This window comes from Acidobacteriota bacterium (genome assembly GCA_016208495.1).
GTDB lineage: Bacteria > Acidobacteriota > Blastocatellia > Chloracidobacteriales > Chloracidobacteriaceae > JACQXX01.
Genome location: JACQXX010000006.1, coordinates 1 through 14,863, shown reverse-complemented (window position 1 = coordinate 14,863; position 14,863 = coordinate 1). Strand labels below are relative to the sequence as shown.

12 protein-coding genes are annotated in these 14,863 nt (G+C 49.5%); 4 read left to right on the top strand and 8 right to left on the bottom strand.

Going from position 1 to position 14,863, the window contains the following annotated elements; translation table 11 throughout:
* Window positions 1-247: 247 nt before the first annotated feature.
* Window positions 248-1,201 (bottom strand): ATP-binding cassette domain-containing protein, encoded by a 954-nt coding sequence (locus HY774_00925; GenBank protein MBI4747024.1) that lies wholly within the window; start codon window positions 1,199-1,201, stop codon window positions 248-250.
* A 197-nt stretch (window positions 1,202-1,398) separates the two neighbouring features.
* Between HY774_00925 and HY774_00920 the strand changes: the two genes are divergently transcribed.
* Window positions 1,399-2,535: an ankyrin repeat domain-containing protein gene (locus HY774_00920; GenBank protein ID MBI4747023.1), complete on the top strand. Its 1,137-nt coding sequence runs from the start codon at window positions 1,399-1,401 to the stop codon at window positions 2,533-2,535.
* Between the two features lie 44 nt (window positions 2,536-2,579).
* Here HY774_00920 and HY774_00915 read toward each other — a convergent pair whose 3' ends face one another.
* Window positions 2,580-3,827, bottom strand: a complete 1,248-nt coding sequence (locus HY774_00915; GenBank protein MBI4747022.1) for an FHA domain-containing protein — start codon at window positions 3,825-3,827, stop codon at window positions 2,580-2,582.
* Between the two features lie 54 nt (window positions 3,828-3,881).
* The gene (locus HY774_00910; GenBank protein ID MBI4747021.1) at window positions 3,882-4,535 is read right to left on the bottom strand and encodes a DUF4384 domain-containing protein; all 654 of its coding nucleotides are present in this window, start codon (window positions 4,533-4,535) and stop codon (window positions 3,882-3,884) included.
* A 297-nt stretch (window positions 4,536-4,832) separates the two neighbouring features.
* Between HY774_00910 and mgtE the strand changes: the two genes are divergently transcribed.
* Window positions 4,833-6,230, top strand: coding sequence for a magnesium transporter (gene mgtE / locus HY774_00905; protein ID MBI4747020.1), 1,398 nt, complete (start codon window positions 4,833-4,835; stop codon window positions 6,228-6,230).
* A gap of 395 nt (window positions 6,231-6,625) precedes the next feature.
* On the opposite strand, the gene HY774_00900 is transcribed toward mgtE, so the two are convergent.
* From HY774_00900 to HY774_00890, 3 genes are all read right to left on the bottom strand, one after another.
* Window positions 6,626-7,009, bottom strand: coding sequence for a hypothetical protein (locus HY774_00900; GenBank protein MBI4747019.1), 384 nt, complete (start codon window positions 7,007-7,009; stop codon window positions 6,626-6,628).
* 189 nt (window positions 7,010-7,198) lie between these two features.
* Complete coding sequence (locus HY774_00895) at window positions 7,199-7,678, bottom strand: hypothetical protein (protein ID MBI4747018.1); 480 nt, start codon at window positions 7,676-7,678, stop codon at window positions 7,199-7,201.
* 505 nt (window positions 7,679-8,183) lie between these two features.
* Entirely contained in the window at window positions 8,184-10,787 is a 2,604-nt protein-coding gene (locus HY774_00890) for a protein kinase (protein ID MBI4747017.1), read from the bottom strand.
* A gap of 121 nt (window positions 10,788-10,908) precedes the next feature.
* Between HY774_00890 and HY774_00885 the strand changes: the two genes are divergently transcribed.
* Together HY774_00885 and HY774_00880 are read left to right on the top strand one after the other, a co-directional pair.
* On the top strand, window positions 10,909-12,807 hold the full coding sequence (locus HY774_00885) for a M14 family metallopeptidase (GenBank protein ID MBI4747016.1): 1,899 nt from the start codon (window positions 10,909-10,911) through the stop codon (window positions 12,805-12,807).
* A gap of 62 nt (window positions 12,808-12,869) precedes the next feature.
* The gene (locus HY774_00880) at window positions 12,870-13,100 is read left to right on the top strand and encodes a CDGSH iron-sulfur domain-containing protein (protein MBI4747015.1); all 231 of its coding nucleotides are present in this window, start codon (window positions 12,870-12,872) and stop codon (window positions 13,098-13,100) included.
* 310 nt (window positions 13,101-13,410) lie between these two features.
* Here HY774_00880 and HY774_00875 read toward each other — a convergent pair whose 3' ends face one another.
* Window positions 13,411-14,388 carry a polysaccharide deacetylase family protein gene (locus tag HY774_00875; GenBank protein ID MBI4747014.1) on the bottom strand — a complete coding sequence of 326 codons (978 nt, stop codon included), beginning with the start codon at window positions 14,386-14,388 and terminating at the stop codon, window positions 13,411-13,413.
* Window positions 14,389-14,661: 273 nt separating this feature from the next.
* Window positions 14,662-14,863: hypothetical protein (locus HY774_00870; GenBank protein MBI4747013.1), on the bottom strand; the 202-nt coding region annotated here is incomplete at its 5' end.

Sequence of the window (14,863 nt, the reverse complement as noted above, 5' to 3'; positions counted from 1 at the left end):
ACATCAAGGACATAAAAGACATAAAGGACAGGCTGGAAGTCAATTCTACTCAATATCCTGGGAGATTGCCGCCTGTAATTTGTGTCCCGATTTGGCTGACGGTGGTCGTTGGGTTATTTTAGGCAAAATTCGGGTAACTCGCACAAATGATTGGTTGTTGATTCTCAGGTCTTCCTGGAAAGTAGGGATTTCTAACCACTAACCACTAACCACTAACCACTAACCACTAAAGACCTTCTTCATTCGGTCATTTCTGGTTGTAGATATGGGCAATGACCTCTTCAAGCGGGGGATCTTCAATGGCAATGTCAGCCACCGATCCGGCTTTGAGAACTTCATTCATGACCTGCTCAATCGAAATGAGTTGGGTGTCAATTTCCAGTTTGAGCGCGTACCCGCTGCTCTTTAACTTGGTAACCCCAGGCAATGAAAAAGGTTGTGGAGGCTCATGGTATTTCACATCGAGGATTTTGGCCCCCAGGTACTGACGGCGCATGCTTGATACTTTGTCGTCGAGCACAACCCGCCCATGGTTGATGATAATGACCCGTTTGGCGACCTGTTCGATATCTCCAGCATCGTGACTGGTGAGAAACACGGTGACGCCTTCTTTTTGGTTCCATTCGCGAATGACATCCCGCAACTCCTGTCGTGCAATGACATCGAGGCCAATCGTAGGCTCGTCAAGGAACAGGACTTTTGGTTGATGCAATAAACTGGCGGCGACCTCGGCCCGCATCCGCTGGCCAAGTGACAGCTTTCGAACCGGAGTGTCTAAAAATGGACCCAGTCCAAACCGGTCTATCAGCATGGTTCGGCGGGCCTGATACTCAGTCGGCGTCAGGTTGTAAATTTTGGCGAGCAGGTCAAGCGTGTGCGAGGGGGGCAGGTGATACCAGAGCTGGGATCGCTGCCCAAAAACCACGCCAATCTGAAAGGCCAGCGTTCGGCGCTGTTCCCAGGGAACAACTCCCAACACCCGGGCGGTTCCTGAAGTGGGACGCAAAATTCCGGTCAACATCTTGATGGTGGTTGATTTTCCAGCGCCATTCGGGCCGATAAACGCCACTGATTGGCCTTCCGGAACGGCAAGGCTGATGTGATCAACGGCCAGGATCTCGGTGTACGTTCGGCGAAAAGCCCACCCTTTTGCCAAAACAAATGATTTATGCAAATTTTCTAGCCAAACACTGTCGTTCATGCCTTGAATATCCTGAAAATTATTTGTAACTATTCTGAGACAAGACTTCGAATTCAGCGATCCTTCTTGCCTGACGCTTCTTTCCAACTGGTTCGATCTGTGGACTGCCTGGAAGAGGTGAAAGGCTGGTACGTTTCAACTCTCCTCAATTGTTCGGCGAATCTTTATAAATTCAAGTTAGGCAAGGGTTTATCATAATGTTGGAAAGCGTGATTTTAGAGGCGACTCAGTTAGGTGATGTAGCAAAAGTTCGTGAGTTACTGCAAAACAATCCCAATCTTGTCAATGCCAAAGGGGAGCTTGGCGAAACACCGCTTCACTGGGCCTGGAATCGTGAAATTTCAGAAACGACAAAATCAAATGTGCTCACGTCCGATGACGATGATGCGGCCACCAAATACCGTGAAATCGCCAGCCTGCTGATTCAAATGGGAGCGGATGTGAATGCCTGTGATGAATTCGGAAAGACACCGCTTCATTATTCAGCCTGGAAACGTGAAATCGCTGAACTGCTGATCACCCATGGAGCTGATATCAATGCCCGGGATAGGGATGGAAACACCGCACTTCATATCACTGCCTGGGACAACTGGAACGATCAAAAAACAATCCCCGAGTTACTGATAAAGAAAGGGGCGGATGTCAATGTTCGCAATCTGAAGGGGAGCACGCCATTGCATTCGGCTGCCTATTGGGATTACCGCAACCTGGTCGAATTATTGATTACCAGCGGTGCCGATCCCAATGTCCGGGATAATGATGGGGACACACCGCTGCACCTGGTTTCCTACAATGGGCATTATGCGGTGGCCCAGTATCTGGTTTCACGCGGTGCCAACGTCAACATCAAAAATAAGGACGGAAATACGCCATTGCACTGGGTGGCACGCGGAAGACGAAAGAATATTGCCGATTTGTTGATTTCGCAGGGGGCTGATGTGAATGCCCACAACCTGGAAGGTCGCATCCCCTTGCACGAAGCCGCCAGATTTGGACGAAGTGGGTCACTGGTCAGTGTTTTTCTGCATCGAGGGGCGCGGGTGAATGAGCCTGACAACTATGGAAACACACCGCTCTTTTTTGCGGCTGGATGCGGTTTTCGGGACGTCGTCGAACTCCTCATTATCCATGGTGCGGATGTTATGGCCCATGATGAGGATGAAGAAACTCCACTTCATTGGGCCGCCATGAGCGGGCAGGTTGAGATTGCCGAATATTTGTTTGTCAATGGGGCGGAATTGACAGCCAAGAACCAGGAAGGAAAAACCCCAATTGATGTGGCGCCCAATGACCGCATTCGGGATGTTCTGTTGGGGTTACTGCGAAAGTACTGAGTCTGGTTGGGGCTGAAAAAACCTCAGCCCGAGATTTTTCAGCCCTAGAATTGAGCCGATAAGGGGGTTCCAGCAAGGCCATAAGCCTCGGGATGTTCGGCCACGACGCTGGCAGCCAGAATCCGGCAGAGTTGATGCCACTCCTGCTGGCCCAGAATACCAGTCTGATAACACTTCCATAAATCAGTTCGAAGCCGATGGTCAGGATCTTTCGCCTCTAACACCGCACGGATAGTGGCCACGCGTTGGAGTGGTTGACCATAGCAGGCCAAAGCCAGCCAAATATCCCTGGTATCAAAAACGACACACACATCCCGAATATAAAGGGCTGCAATTTCTGTTTCAGAAATTTGTGAAGCCCCTGCCGTGTATGACCGAAGGAGTTCTTGAGGGAGATTCCATCGGGATTGACCGGAAGTGGCTGATGTGGTTTGGAGTGAGGCAAGCAGAAAACCGCCTACCAGCGGCTGAATTCCACGATTTGAAAACACAGTCCGGACCAGTTGTTTTTCGTCCTCTCTGGGTTGGAAAGGAGAAGCTGTCATTTCTGGGATACAGGTTTGTACCTGTGCGATCAGTTCAGGCGAAAAGGTGGTTTGGTGAGAGCGGGTGACGAGCGTTGAAAGCGATTCAAGCTGCTGCTGCAAATCAGGATAAGCGGCTGATTCTGAAGAGGGTGTCGGTGAAGGCAGCGCTGGCTGCGAAATCTCCTTCACTGCGGTTGGGAGCACGGGGGGAGCTGGTGATTTGGGTGAAAGAGGTGGTTGATTGCCGTCCAGGTGGAGGGGATTTTGTGGCAATTGGGAAACAAACCAGAGAACAGGCACGGTCGTCAGGCAGAGCAGGATGACAAATCCAGCCAGCCAGATTTTCGCAACCGGTGGTGGGGAATCCGATACCCCTGACGGACTCATTGTTTGGTTTGGCCTTGAAACCAGCGAAGATGTGGCCTCGGTTTTCAAGTGAACTGGCTTCGGTTGAGACGGAGAATTGTGAGGTAGTATCGAATGAGTGAACGTGGCACGAATTCCACCCCCAAAAATAATCTCGTCTCCGTCTGATAATCTCTGTTCAAGTTGAATGGGCTGACCATTTAACCGGGTTCCATTCCGACTCCCACCATCTCGAATCACCGTTTCACCACACCTGGTTTCAATGATGGCTTGAAATCGCGAAATGCAGGAATCTTCAAGCCGCAAGGTGCAACTACGATCCCGGCCAATGGTGAAATGTCCCCGAATCGGGATCACCATCGGCTGGGGTTGAATTCCATAAACAATGAGTTTCGCCATTGTGGATAAAAGCAGACTTTTGAACAAACCAGGTTCATTGTTGAGATCTGAACTTTACCGACTCACGTGCTTGAGCTGGAGTTCAATAACTTCAACCTGAGGCTGGGCCCGGTTGACCATCCGAAGTTGAGCCGGACTGGTATTTGAAGTGACGGTACTGGTTGACGGAGGCGGTGTTTTGGCTGGTTTTGGTTGAAACGTTACACTCCGCGAAGTCGGTCCATAGGCAATCATTGGCTGGGAATCTGTCTGAAGCGGGTTGAGGTTCTCAATCCAGGTGTTCAGATTTGGGATTGGCTCGGTGCTGACATAAAAGCGGATCAATTCAATCCCACGTTCCCCATCAAATCGAAACGACTGCTGGCCAGCCGGGATTTCACAACTTTGATCGGAAAAGACAGGAATCGAGAGTTGATTCTGATCCGATAAAAGTCGAGCCTGGCCTGCCGGGGTGATATTCAAAATAGATACAAATCCATTCAATTTTGATTGAATTTTGAATTTAATTTGATCTCCCTGACGAAACGGATAGTCCCGGGAAACAGGAATAAAGGTTGTTCCTTGTTTGAGCAAAACAGTGACAAACTCTTTTGATTGAACGGGTAATGGTTCAAGACCTCGCCCTTGTTGCGGGGCGGCCAGGACTCGAAGCGTTCCGACCAAAACAGCAGTGAAGAGGCACAGGTAAATAAAAATTCGGCGCGACATAACGGGTGAATCCTCCTGAAAGTGCAGGTATAGTTGAGTTTAGAATCAGGAAGGGCAATCTGTGTGCCAGAGTGAAGTTCAATTTGAGAAAATAAATTGAGTCTGATAAGATTGATTATGTTCCAATATACTTTTTTCTTGCTTGCTGTAGACACCATTCTCAATCAAGAGTAAAAGCAAACACACATCCCTGTCCCGTTACCTATCGCTCCCCCTTGTTCATCTCGCCCACACTGATTCAGCTATTTTCCGACTTCATTGACCCCAACCCTTTTTCCTGAGGAGGAGGCCAGACCTGTGTCTACCAAAACCAAGAACACCATGACCCCAGAGCGACTGGCAAAACTTCGTGATGAATTGAGAGCAAATCCGCAGGCGGTGAGTGCGGTTATTGATCGCCTCAAAGCTCCAGATGTAGCTGAAGTTTTAAATGATTTTTCACTCGACGACGCCTTGCTGGCAATTTTGACCCTTGATTTGGGGGAAATCATCGCGGTTTTTAATGAGCCTAGCTTCGAACGGCGTCCCGCTCTGATTCAGTTACTGCATATTGAACAGGCAGCCAAGATTATTACTGGTCTTTCGTCAGATGAACGCGTGGATATTATTCAAAAGCTGCCCTCTGACTTTCGGGCCCAGGTAATGCCGTATCTGCCCGACAAAATCCAGCGGGAAACCAACCTCCTGCTTGAATTTGACCCCGCGACGGCTGGCGGGATCATGTCTACGGAATATGTTCGCCTTGAACCGTCTCAGACCGTTGCCCAGGCGCTTGAGTTTGTTCGATCCATCAGTAAAAACCGACTGCACGTGTATTCAGCTTATGTTTTAGATCCCGAGGATCGTCTTCTCGGCGCCATTTCGTTGCGTGACCTGGTGGTTTCCGACCCGGAACAGTTAGTTTCCCACATCATGCGCAAATACCCGATTAGTGTTCATTTTAAAGAGGATCAGGAACTTGTGGCCCGAAAACTGGCCAAATACAACTTGCTGGCCGTCCCAGTCGTGGACGACTCGCAACGGATACTGGGGTTTGTGACGGTTGATGATGCCCTGGATGTAATGGTTGAAGAGCAAACTGAAGACCTCCAAAAACTGGGTGGAATGCAGGCGCTCGAAGACGGGTATATGAATACTCCGCTCTGGCAACTTGCCCAGAAGCGCGCCGGCTGGCTTGTCGTCTTGTTGTTTGGAGAAATGCTGACGGCCACCGCAATGTCCTATTTCGAAGGCGAAATCCAAAAGGCGGTGGTGCTGGCGCTGTTTGTCCCATTGATTATTTCTAGTGGAGGCAACTCGGGATCTCAAGCGGCAACGTTGATCATTCGAGCCCTGGCGCTCAATGATGCCCGGCTTGATGACTGGTGGATCGTGATGCGGCGCGAGTTTATTTCGGGCTTGCTGCTTGGTGGAATCTTAGGTGTGATTGGCTTTTTGCGAATTGCAGTGTGGAGTCTATTTTCACCCGTTTATGGGCCGCATTGGGCGCTGGTGGGAGTGACCGTGGGAATGTCACTGCTGGGTGTGGTAATGCTGGGAACGCTTTGTGGGTCAATGCTTCCCTTTTTACTCAAACGAATTGGAGCTGACCCGGCGACTTCGTCGGCCCCGTTTGTGGCCACCATTGTGGATGTGGCAGGGCTGGTGATGTATTTCACGCTGGCCTTGCTGATTCTTCGCGGAAAACTACTATAGGGATTTAGGTTCGAAGCGGGTCTGACTCACTGGTACTCACCGTGAGAAAAATGCCGCCCTCAACCCAGTGAAAGAACAGGAGTGACCTGGAATTTCGTTTTTTGAGAAAGCTCATACGAGTTTCCCCAAAACTGCACCTTGGGGACCCAGAAGAAAATAAAATCCCACTGAAATCGGGTTCAGGGTTCAGGGTTTCGGCGATGAGTTGACTGATCCCACTCAAGATGAAGACTGGGGAACTGACGGGTACCACTCAACGTGGAGTATCTGGCCCTGAACCCCAAACCCTGACAAGATGACCGACTGACAAAATCTGGCCCTGAACCCCAAACCCTGACAAGATGACCGACTGACAAAGTGACAGGGTGATTTTTTCATCCCTTATCCTTCATCCCTCATCCCTTCCGAAAACCCTGAACCCTGGTGGTATGATATTTCCATCCGACTCCCTTGACCCATTTCCCGCTGGCCTCAGGTGTTTGGAGGTCACGCCACAGAGGAAAAAGAATTTCATCCTTGAGGGCTTCCTTTCGGAAGCGTTCATAGGCTGGCTGATCAAACAGAAAAGCGACCTTTTTGGCAATGCTCACGGCGGTAATCTCAAAAAAGGTGACTTTGATAATGTGAAACAGGGTGTTTGGTTCGGGTTGATGTCCGGCCAGGTAACTGGCCATCAGATCCTTTGAGCGGGCAATGACAACCGCACCTTCAATTTGAAAGTCTGTTTCATCCGGTAAATAGGCCATGTACCCAATTGTTTTGGTTGGATCTGAGGTCATAGACGCAGGTAATATCATTGAAGGTTCGGGGTATCGAGGTCAGAAAAGCAATTATTTCAATGGTTTCGCTTTCTGATAAATCAAGGATACGATTCCAAACTGGCATAAAACTGTTCAGTTCCCTGGTGACTGGTACTTGGGACATGTTGATTCCCAGGTACCAGGTCCCCAGAATTCAGGAACTCAAATTCAGGCGTTTCCGATCACTTTGAAGGAATAGCTGTGGTCTTCCCCATCACTGGTCACTGAAAAAATCAGGTCACAGGCTGGGGCTTCAGCTAATGATATTGTTTTTGCTTCACCTGGATTGACATAAGCAAAGACTTCCGCCCGGTTGCCAAACAACCCTTTGTCGGCTCGTCTGAGGGCGAACTTGATGGGCGAACCGTTTGATTTCCCATGAGTTACTTCCAACGCCAGTGGTGACCCGGTGGAAACAGAAAACCGAAAAAAGTCACCTTCGTCACCGTCAGCAAACAAAACCCCTTGATAGAGTTTATTTAACTGAACCCGCGCTGCCGTATCCGGCGAGTTGCCCAGTACCAGTCGCAGGTCTCCATCGTTTTGTTTTCCAATTAATGGAAGCTTGTCAGCGGTATTGCTGGTTGTGGGCAGATGGTTAATCGTTCCAGGATTCAACAAAAACAATCCAAGAAAAACAGTGTACATAAGAGAAACTCCTGTGCGGTATGAAGCGCACACGTCGGTGAGTGGCTACTTGTGGAGCGCCGTGCCTTCCATCACACGCTGGTACAGGCAGCCTGGGGATAAGCAAGTACCGTCCCGTCGGGTACAATGACCATCACGGTAAACCGATTGTATTGTTATCAGGGAAAACTCGATTGCCGAAAGGCGAGGAGGAAGGTCGAGTTACGTCACGTTGGTCAAGGGCGGTGACGCAACACGTCATTAAACGCCATGAAGTCCAAACTGGCAATAGTTTCTCCCGAAAAAATTTACCCGAAAGAAACATCGTGTTTCAGTGCCAGGAACTAAATGGGGTGCCGGGAGAAGATCCATGACGAGGATGAAAGGAAACAATCTTCGTGGGGCACCCTCAACCATCCTGGTTATACACGGAAATAGCCCTCAATGCGAGCACAATTTATTGGAAGTATGAAGTATGAAGTATGAAGTATGAACAGGTTAATATGTTATTATTCAATAACATAGACTATTCGTCGGTTGGAGCTGGCCGTTCAGTGACCACTGTTTCCATATTGGCGACGTGCCGTGGTTCCAGACTCGCAACCTCCTGGGTTTGTTCGACCACAGCCTGTTGAGTGAGGGTGGTGGTATCAGGCTTTTCAGCCAGAACGGTGATTGCATCCGACATTCCTTCGAAACTGGTTGGTCGGGGTTCACCTTGATGCCCCGTTGTCAATGGGGTGGTTTCGAAGGTCGAAATACGCCGGAGTTCACGGGGGGCCGTAACCTGATGGGTCTGAACCTCATCCAAATTAGCCAGGATGATGCTGAGTTGATGAGCCAGTTCACGAGCCGATGGACGGGCTTCCGGGGCTTTCGCCAAAGCCGAATAAACCAGCGTTTCCAGTTCTTCCGGGATGTTTTCGGTATAGGCTCGCAGGGATGGGATGGCACGTGTTGTATGGGCCAGAATCAACTCCCAGAGACTGTTTTGAGCTTCAGCAAACGGAAGTTGCCCGGCAATCATTTGGAACATGATGATGCCAATGCTGTAGACATCAGCGCGTCCATCATACGGTTTCCCACTCAGTCGTTCCGGAGGCATATACGCCGGGGTGCCGACAATCAACCCCGTGCCCGTCAGTTGCTCGCCGGCAATGCCCCCCGATTCAGCCCCGATCAGCTTGGCAATGCCAAAATCAAGTACCTTGACCACTTCCCCTTCAGGCGATTGATTGATAAAGATATTGTCAGGTTTGATATCCCGATGGATGATCCCGACGGAATGGGCATAACTGAGCGCATCGCACACCGGAATCAGGATTTTCAAGGACCGAGACACCGAAAGCCGTGGAGCAGATCGAAGTTCGTCAGTTAAGGTATGCCCATTGAGTAATTCCATGACGAGATAGGCAATTCCATCGCTTGAAACTCCGGAATCAACAATCGAAATCGCATTGGGATGGTTTACACGTGAGGCCGAGACCCCTTCGCGGCGAAATCGCTCAATCGCATCCTCGGAATCATTGCCCGCGGCTGGCCGGAAGACTTTGACCGCCACAGACCGGTTGAGATTAAGCTGGGTCGCCCGGAAGACCGCGCCAAAGCCTCCGGTCCCAATCTTTTCCGCAAGCTGGTATTTCCCGTCCAGGATTGTTCCCGGAAGCGCTTGGGCCAAGGCTGAGAAAATTCGATTGGCCTGTTTCTGGGCAGCGGTGAGTTCGGCCACTTTTTCGTCCAGTTCCTGGTTCTTGGCTTCAACTTCGGTTTTTCTCTGCTCCAGTTCTTCTTTTTGGCTCGCGATTTCGTCGCGCTGACGGGTAATTTGTTCGGTTCGTTCAATGACTTTCCGCTCCAGATCTTGATTCAACGCATCCAGCTCGGAATAAACCCGACTGAACCGATTTGAAAGCGAGAATGCCATCATAAAAAGAAAGCTCGCAAACCCATACTGGGCATAGTTGTCAATCTCAGGGAGGTAATGCCAAAACTTTGATTGTTTTACAACTTCCAGTATTTCACTTATTACCACAAACATAATCCCGATTCCCAACGGAATCGAATCAACGTATCGCTGCATCACTTTTTGATAAATAATGCTTCCAATCAAGACCACGCCAATCACTGAAAAATAAAATAGAAATTGGAAATTAGCATGAAACCACCTATCTGGAACGATGACCACCAGACCAGAAACTCCAATTAAAGCAACCTGATACCAGCGAATCAACTGGGATGTGGGATACTGAAAAAAGACCAGTACAAATTGCAACCCCATCAAGACGGTGAGAGTTTGACTTAAGGTCATCAATCGCATTTCCAAACGAGGGGAATTCACCCAAAAGTCAGCCCAAAAGCAAGTAATAAACGTGTTGCCAGCAAATCCAAGGGCCGTGAGTGAAAACCAGAAATATTCAGTCAGTTCCTGCCGCCGGCGGTATAGAACATAATGATAGATACCAACCAACGCAAATATCAGGGAGAGGATAAATGGGACGATGTGACGTACCATCAAGCCACGTTTCCAGGATAAAACCTGGGTTTCCAGGGCCATGGTCCACCATATTTTGACTGGGAACTGGAGCCGCGCGGTCCCAAAAAGCGGATCATCGGGGGCCCAGGCGCGGAAGGCCAGCTTTACCTTTCCCTGTGTGTTGACCGCATGCGCGGGGATGGGAACAACCATCGTGGTTTGGTTTTCAAAGCCAATCGCCGGCGGAAATCGGCCACAGCTTCCAACCTTGACTCCATTCAAAAAAACCTCGACGGCTTGATGGGCATAATTTTTTTGGTAGGAAAAGGCAATATCCTGACCGATCATGGCTGGTGGTATCGTCACCTCAGCCCGAAACCAGAAATATCCCTGCCAGTCAGTCAGTGGTTCCGATGGCGACTCTTTTTTAATGATGGTTTGAGACCAGCCGGAATCATCAAAATCCGGCGCCGCCCATCGGGCATCGTCCCCTTTTTGATATTTGTAGGTGTGGATTTCAATCGGCTGGTCAAATTTAGATGAAGGTAGTTCGCTTTGGGCAAACACTCCAAACGTGTTTATCCACATCAGGAACAACGGTCCTATGCAAAAGAATGAAGGGCGAAGTGTGTTGGGGAGGCGTTGTAACTTCATCATTTTCTTTCCTCAGCCTTGAATCGCATCATCAGCGGTCTGGAATTGCTTCTGAACGGCACTCTCTTTAGGATGTGCCGTCCACAACGACCTTCATCCTGATTCAAGCATTTTAGAAAAGCCTATGTCACGTAAAAAAAATGTTGCCAGCTTCCAATTTCTGCTGGCCTCACTTCTGGCGGTTCTGTTTGTGGTCCCGGCATTGGGGCAGAACCCATCCGTTTACCCAGTTCCACCTTCCCCGCCATTGACCGGCTGGCAGCCTCCGGAAGCGGGGCCGGCACGGTCACTTACCGACAGTACCAAAGCGTCGCCGCCTGACCTGCTGACCCACTTCGAGAAATCCAGGTATGTTGAGACCGGGCGATATGCGGAGGTCCTGGAACTCTATCAAAAACTTGAGAAACGCTCGTCCCTGATCAAAATCCAGCCCCTCGCCAGGACGCCCCAAGGCCGTGATCTGGTGGTGGTGATTGTGTCTAAGGACCGGGCGTTTACCCCCGAAGCCGCCGCGAAAACCGGCAAACCGATCATCTTTATCCAAAATGGAATTCACTCTGGTGAAATTGGCGGCAAAGACGCCTCGTTTATGTTTGTGCGGGATGTCGTGGTCTCCAAAAAGTATGCGGCTCTTTTAGATCACGTTATTTTACTGGTGATGCCGGTTTTTAATATTGATGGTCACGAACGCGTGTCAGCCTATAACCGCATTAACCAGGCCGGTCCCCGTGAAATGGGATTTCGCGTCACCGCGCACCGCAAAAACCTCAATCGTGATTATCTCAAAGCGGATACCCCGGAGATGCGAGCCTGGCTCAAGATGTGGACAAGCTGGAAACCAGACTTTTTGATGGATAACCATGTGACGGATGGCATGGATTACCAATATGACGTGACCATCAGTATTCCCAGTGGGTTAGAAGTCTGGCCAACGGTTGGAAACTGGGTTCGAAATTCGTTTGTGCCAAAATTTCAAGCCGGACTTGAACAGGGTGGCCACGTGGTTGGCCCCTATATTGAACCAATTGACGAACAGGACGTCACAAAAGGGTTTCAAGGCGGCCCCTCAACGCCGCGATTTTCGACCGGGTATGCCGCCATTTGCAATCGCCCAGGGTTGCTGGTGGAAACACACAGCCTCAAACCATATCGGACCCAGGTTTGGTCCCACTATGACGTCATTGTTCAAACCCTCCACCTCATTGCTGGTAATCCCGCCGCTCTCAAACAAGCCGTAACCCAGGCGGATGAACAAATCGCCGCGCTTTCACAAAAGCAGGCGCCGGGTGTCCAGTTGTATTTAGCTGGGAAACTGGGAACAGCGAACGAACCCTATGCTTTTCGAGGCGTGACCACCACGTTTGAACAAAGCGCGATCACTGGAAGTTCCATTCCCCGCTATGGCAGCCAGCCAGTCACGGTTGATTCGCTGTTTTATGATCAAACCGTTCCGACTGCCTCACCGGTCGTCCCCTATGGATATTTCATTCCAGCCGAGTGGACTGAGATTATTGACCTGCTGGAGGCACACGGGGTCCAGCTTAAGCGATTGTCACAGAACCTTTCGACTGAAGTTGAAGAGTATACTTTTCAGATGGTGAAGTGGTCTGACCGACCATTTGAAGGGCGGCATCTGGTTTCGAGTTTTTCCATGACCCCTCGAAAGCGGACGCTTTCGTTTCCAGCCGGAACCATCTTTGTTCCCATGAACCAGCGGGTGGCCAGGGTCGCCTTTAATATCCTGGAACCGGAAGGTCCCGATTCAGCACTGCGATGGGGCCGGTTTGACTCGATTTTTGAGCAAAAAGAATATTACTCCGACTATGTGATGGAGCCGATTGCCCGCAAAATGTTGGAGTTAAACCCCAAACTGCGCGAAGAGTTTGAGCAGCGGCTCAAAAATGATGCACAATTCGCCGCCGACCCACAGGCCCGCCTGTACTTTTTTTATCAACGCTCACCCTATTTCGAAACCGACAAAGATGTGTACCCGGTCGTGCGGGTGATGCACGCTTTCAAATAACCAGTACTTCAGGTTGAATGGCAGTTCAACCCAAACTTCAGTTCATCAGGAGAACACTCACTATGGCAGCTACCAAAATTACCATAAACCCAAATGGATCGCTGAGGATTGAAGGCGATTTTGAAATTTTTGATGCTCAGGGACGCCCGTTTGGGCTGGCTGGTCGCACCGTGATTGGGTTATGTCGGTGTGGACATTCGGTTAACAAGCCGTTTTGCGATGGGGCGCATGGCCGAAATGGATTTGAATCGGTTTGTGAAGCCCGCGAACTTCCTCCCCCGGTCAAGAAATAGCCCGTCTGATCAAAAAAAATGAGAATTGGATTTTGGAGACGAGCAACACGCCGCATTTGTATGTTCTCGCCAAAGGCCACAACCCAATTCTCATTGTTAACACTTCTCAGGTTCATTGGCTGATGAAATAAAGGTAAAAAAATTACAGCCAGTCGAAAAATTTTCCAGAAAAAATCCAGTATTCCTCTGATTCCATCTATCTCCTGAAAATACAGCAATTTGAATTAATTTGAGCTCAATGGCTCCCAGGTATTTCTTGCCATTGACAACTTCAACCCGGCAAAAAATTCAGTCAAATCCAGGGTGTTGATCAATATCCAAGCTGACCAAATGATTTTTGGATATCAACTGGAGGTTCGGGTTTTTTCCTGAACCTGGGGGTCATCTCTTTCGAAATTGCCCATCGTTGAAGCCAGGAAATGCCCCCTTTCCCGAAATAGGTGTCGGGCTGCTGGTAGGCTGGATCAGCCAGTGCCTCCTCAAGTGAGACAAAATGGTAGCCGCGTTTTTTCATCAAGCCGACCAGTTCGTCAAAATAGTCGGCATTGAGTTCATTGGAATGCAGTAACAAAATGTGACGCACCTGCCGACCAAGAACTGCTTCGGAGAGTGCTTCAAAATAAGCAAACATTTCTTCGGTATAGGTGACATACGCCTGACCCACCGCCTGCATTTCGTGTTTCTTTCCAGCCAGTTTGGCCGGAGTATAGAGGGCATTAAACATCCAGTCGGAGTTTTCAATGGTGACTGGGGCAATTGTGTACCCGCGCCGGCTGAGAAAAGATTCGATCTGGGCTCTGGTTTCGGGTGATAGTCCAGCCCGCAGGTATGGATGGCGGAAGTACCGGAGCGGGAGTTTCTTTGGCTTATAGAGCATTTTGGTGACGGTTTCACCACGGATGATGTCTTCCATAAAGACTTCAACCGGGGTTTCATGCAGGGATGGATGTGAATACGTATGGTTTCCAAGCTCTAATTCAGCATCTACCCAGAGTTTTAAAAGGTCCACCCGACGGTCAATTTCCCCATATTCAAAAAGCTGGGCTTCATTCACAAATCCCACCGCCGCAATCCGGTTGGTGCGGATGGTGTAAATTAACCGCTGGGTCATTTTGTGTTGGAGTATCAAACTGGTTTGTCGTCCATTGAGAGGAAGATCGTCAAATGTGATGGCGATGACTGGTGACTCTGGCGTTTGTTCAATCACAGGCTGGCTCAATGCTGGTTGATGGAAAATTGATAGAGCTGATAACAGGCTATAGAAAAGACGCTGAAGATGATTTTTCATAAGTGGCCCTGGGTTTGTTATGTTGGGGAATCTGAGATATCCATAGCCGGTGGGGGAATTTGTCGTCAAGTAGCTTTGGGATGATGGTGGATGTTTGAAAGGTAAATACTGAGAAACCGGAAATATTTATTGATTACAGGAATTAGCTTGAGTAAGGTTGTTTGGTTGAAGTTAAGGGTCAGAATGTTTTTATTATTATCAGACTGAGTCTCTTTGATCCAGCTTTACGAAGACAATTTTTCCAGTTGTTTTTTAGAGTAAAGGTTATTACGATTAAATCATAGGAACCCAGGGTGTGATCCGAACTCGAAAATTGTGAAGGGCGGCACAAACTCCCATCACCAGATCCCGAACCCCCTCGCCCTGTAACCGAATCTGTTCCTTGACAATCCGACATCGCTTCACGCTGCTGTTGACATGCTCAATCCGAACCCGACGCCGGGCCAGGACCTGATTTTCAGCCTTCTGTTCCGCG

What these genes read in the sequence shown, in the direction of transcription:
- HY774_00890 (MBI4747017.1), bottom strand. Translation starts at nt 10,787, where the DNA reads ATGATGAAGTTACAACGCCTCCCCAACACACTTCGCCCTTCATTCTTT.
- HY774_00885 (MBI4747016.1), top strand. Translation starts at nt 10,909, where the DNA reads ATGTCACGTAAAAAAAATGTTGCCAGCTTCCAATTTCTGCTGGCCTCA.
- HY774_00875 (MBI4747014.1), bottom strand. Translation starts at nt 14,388, where the DNA reads ATGAAAAATCATCTTCAGCGTCTTTTCTATAGCCTGTTATCAGCTCTA.
- HY774_00910 (MBI4747021.1), bottom strand. Translation starts at nt 4,535, where the DNA reads ATGTCGCGCCGAATTTTTATTTACCTGTGCCTCTTCACTGCTGTTTTG.
- HY774_00880 (MBI4747015.1), top strand. Translation starts at nt 12,870, where the DNA reads ATGGCAGCTACCAAAATTACCATAAACCCAAATGGATCGCTGAGGATT.
- HY774_00900 (MBI4747019.1), bottom strand. Translation starts at nt 7,009, where the DNA reads ATGACCTCAGATCCAACCAAAACAATTGGGTACATGGCCTATTTACCG.
- HY774_00920 (MBI4747023.1), top strand. Translation starts at nt 1,399, where the DNA reads ATGTTGGAAAGCGTGATTTTAGAGGCGACTCAGTTAGGTGATGTAGCA.
- HY774_00895 (MBI4747018.1), bottom strand. Translation starts at nt 7,678, where the DNA reads ATGTACACTGTTTTTCTTGGATTGTTTTTGTTGAATCCTGGAACGATT.
- HY774_00915 (MBI4747022.1), bottom strand. Translation starts at nt 3,827, where the DNA reads ATGGCGAAACTCATTGTTTATGGAATTCAACCCCAGCCGATGGTGATC.
- HY774_00925 (MBI4747024.1), bottom strand. Translation starts at nt 1,201, where the DNA reads ATGAACGACAGTGTTTGGCTAGAAAATTTGCATAAATCATTTGTTTTG.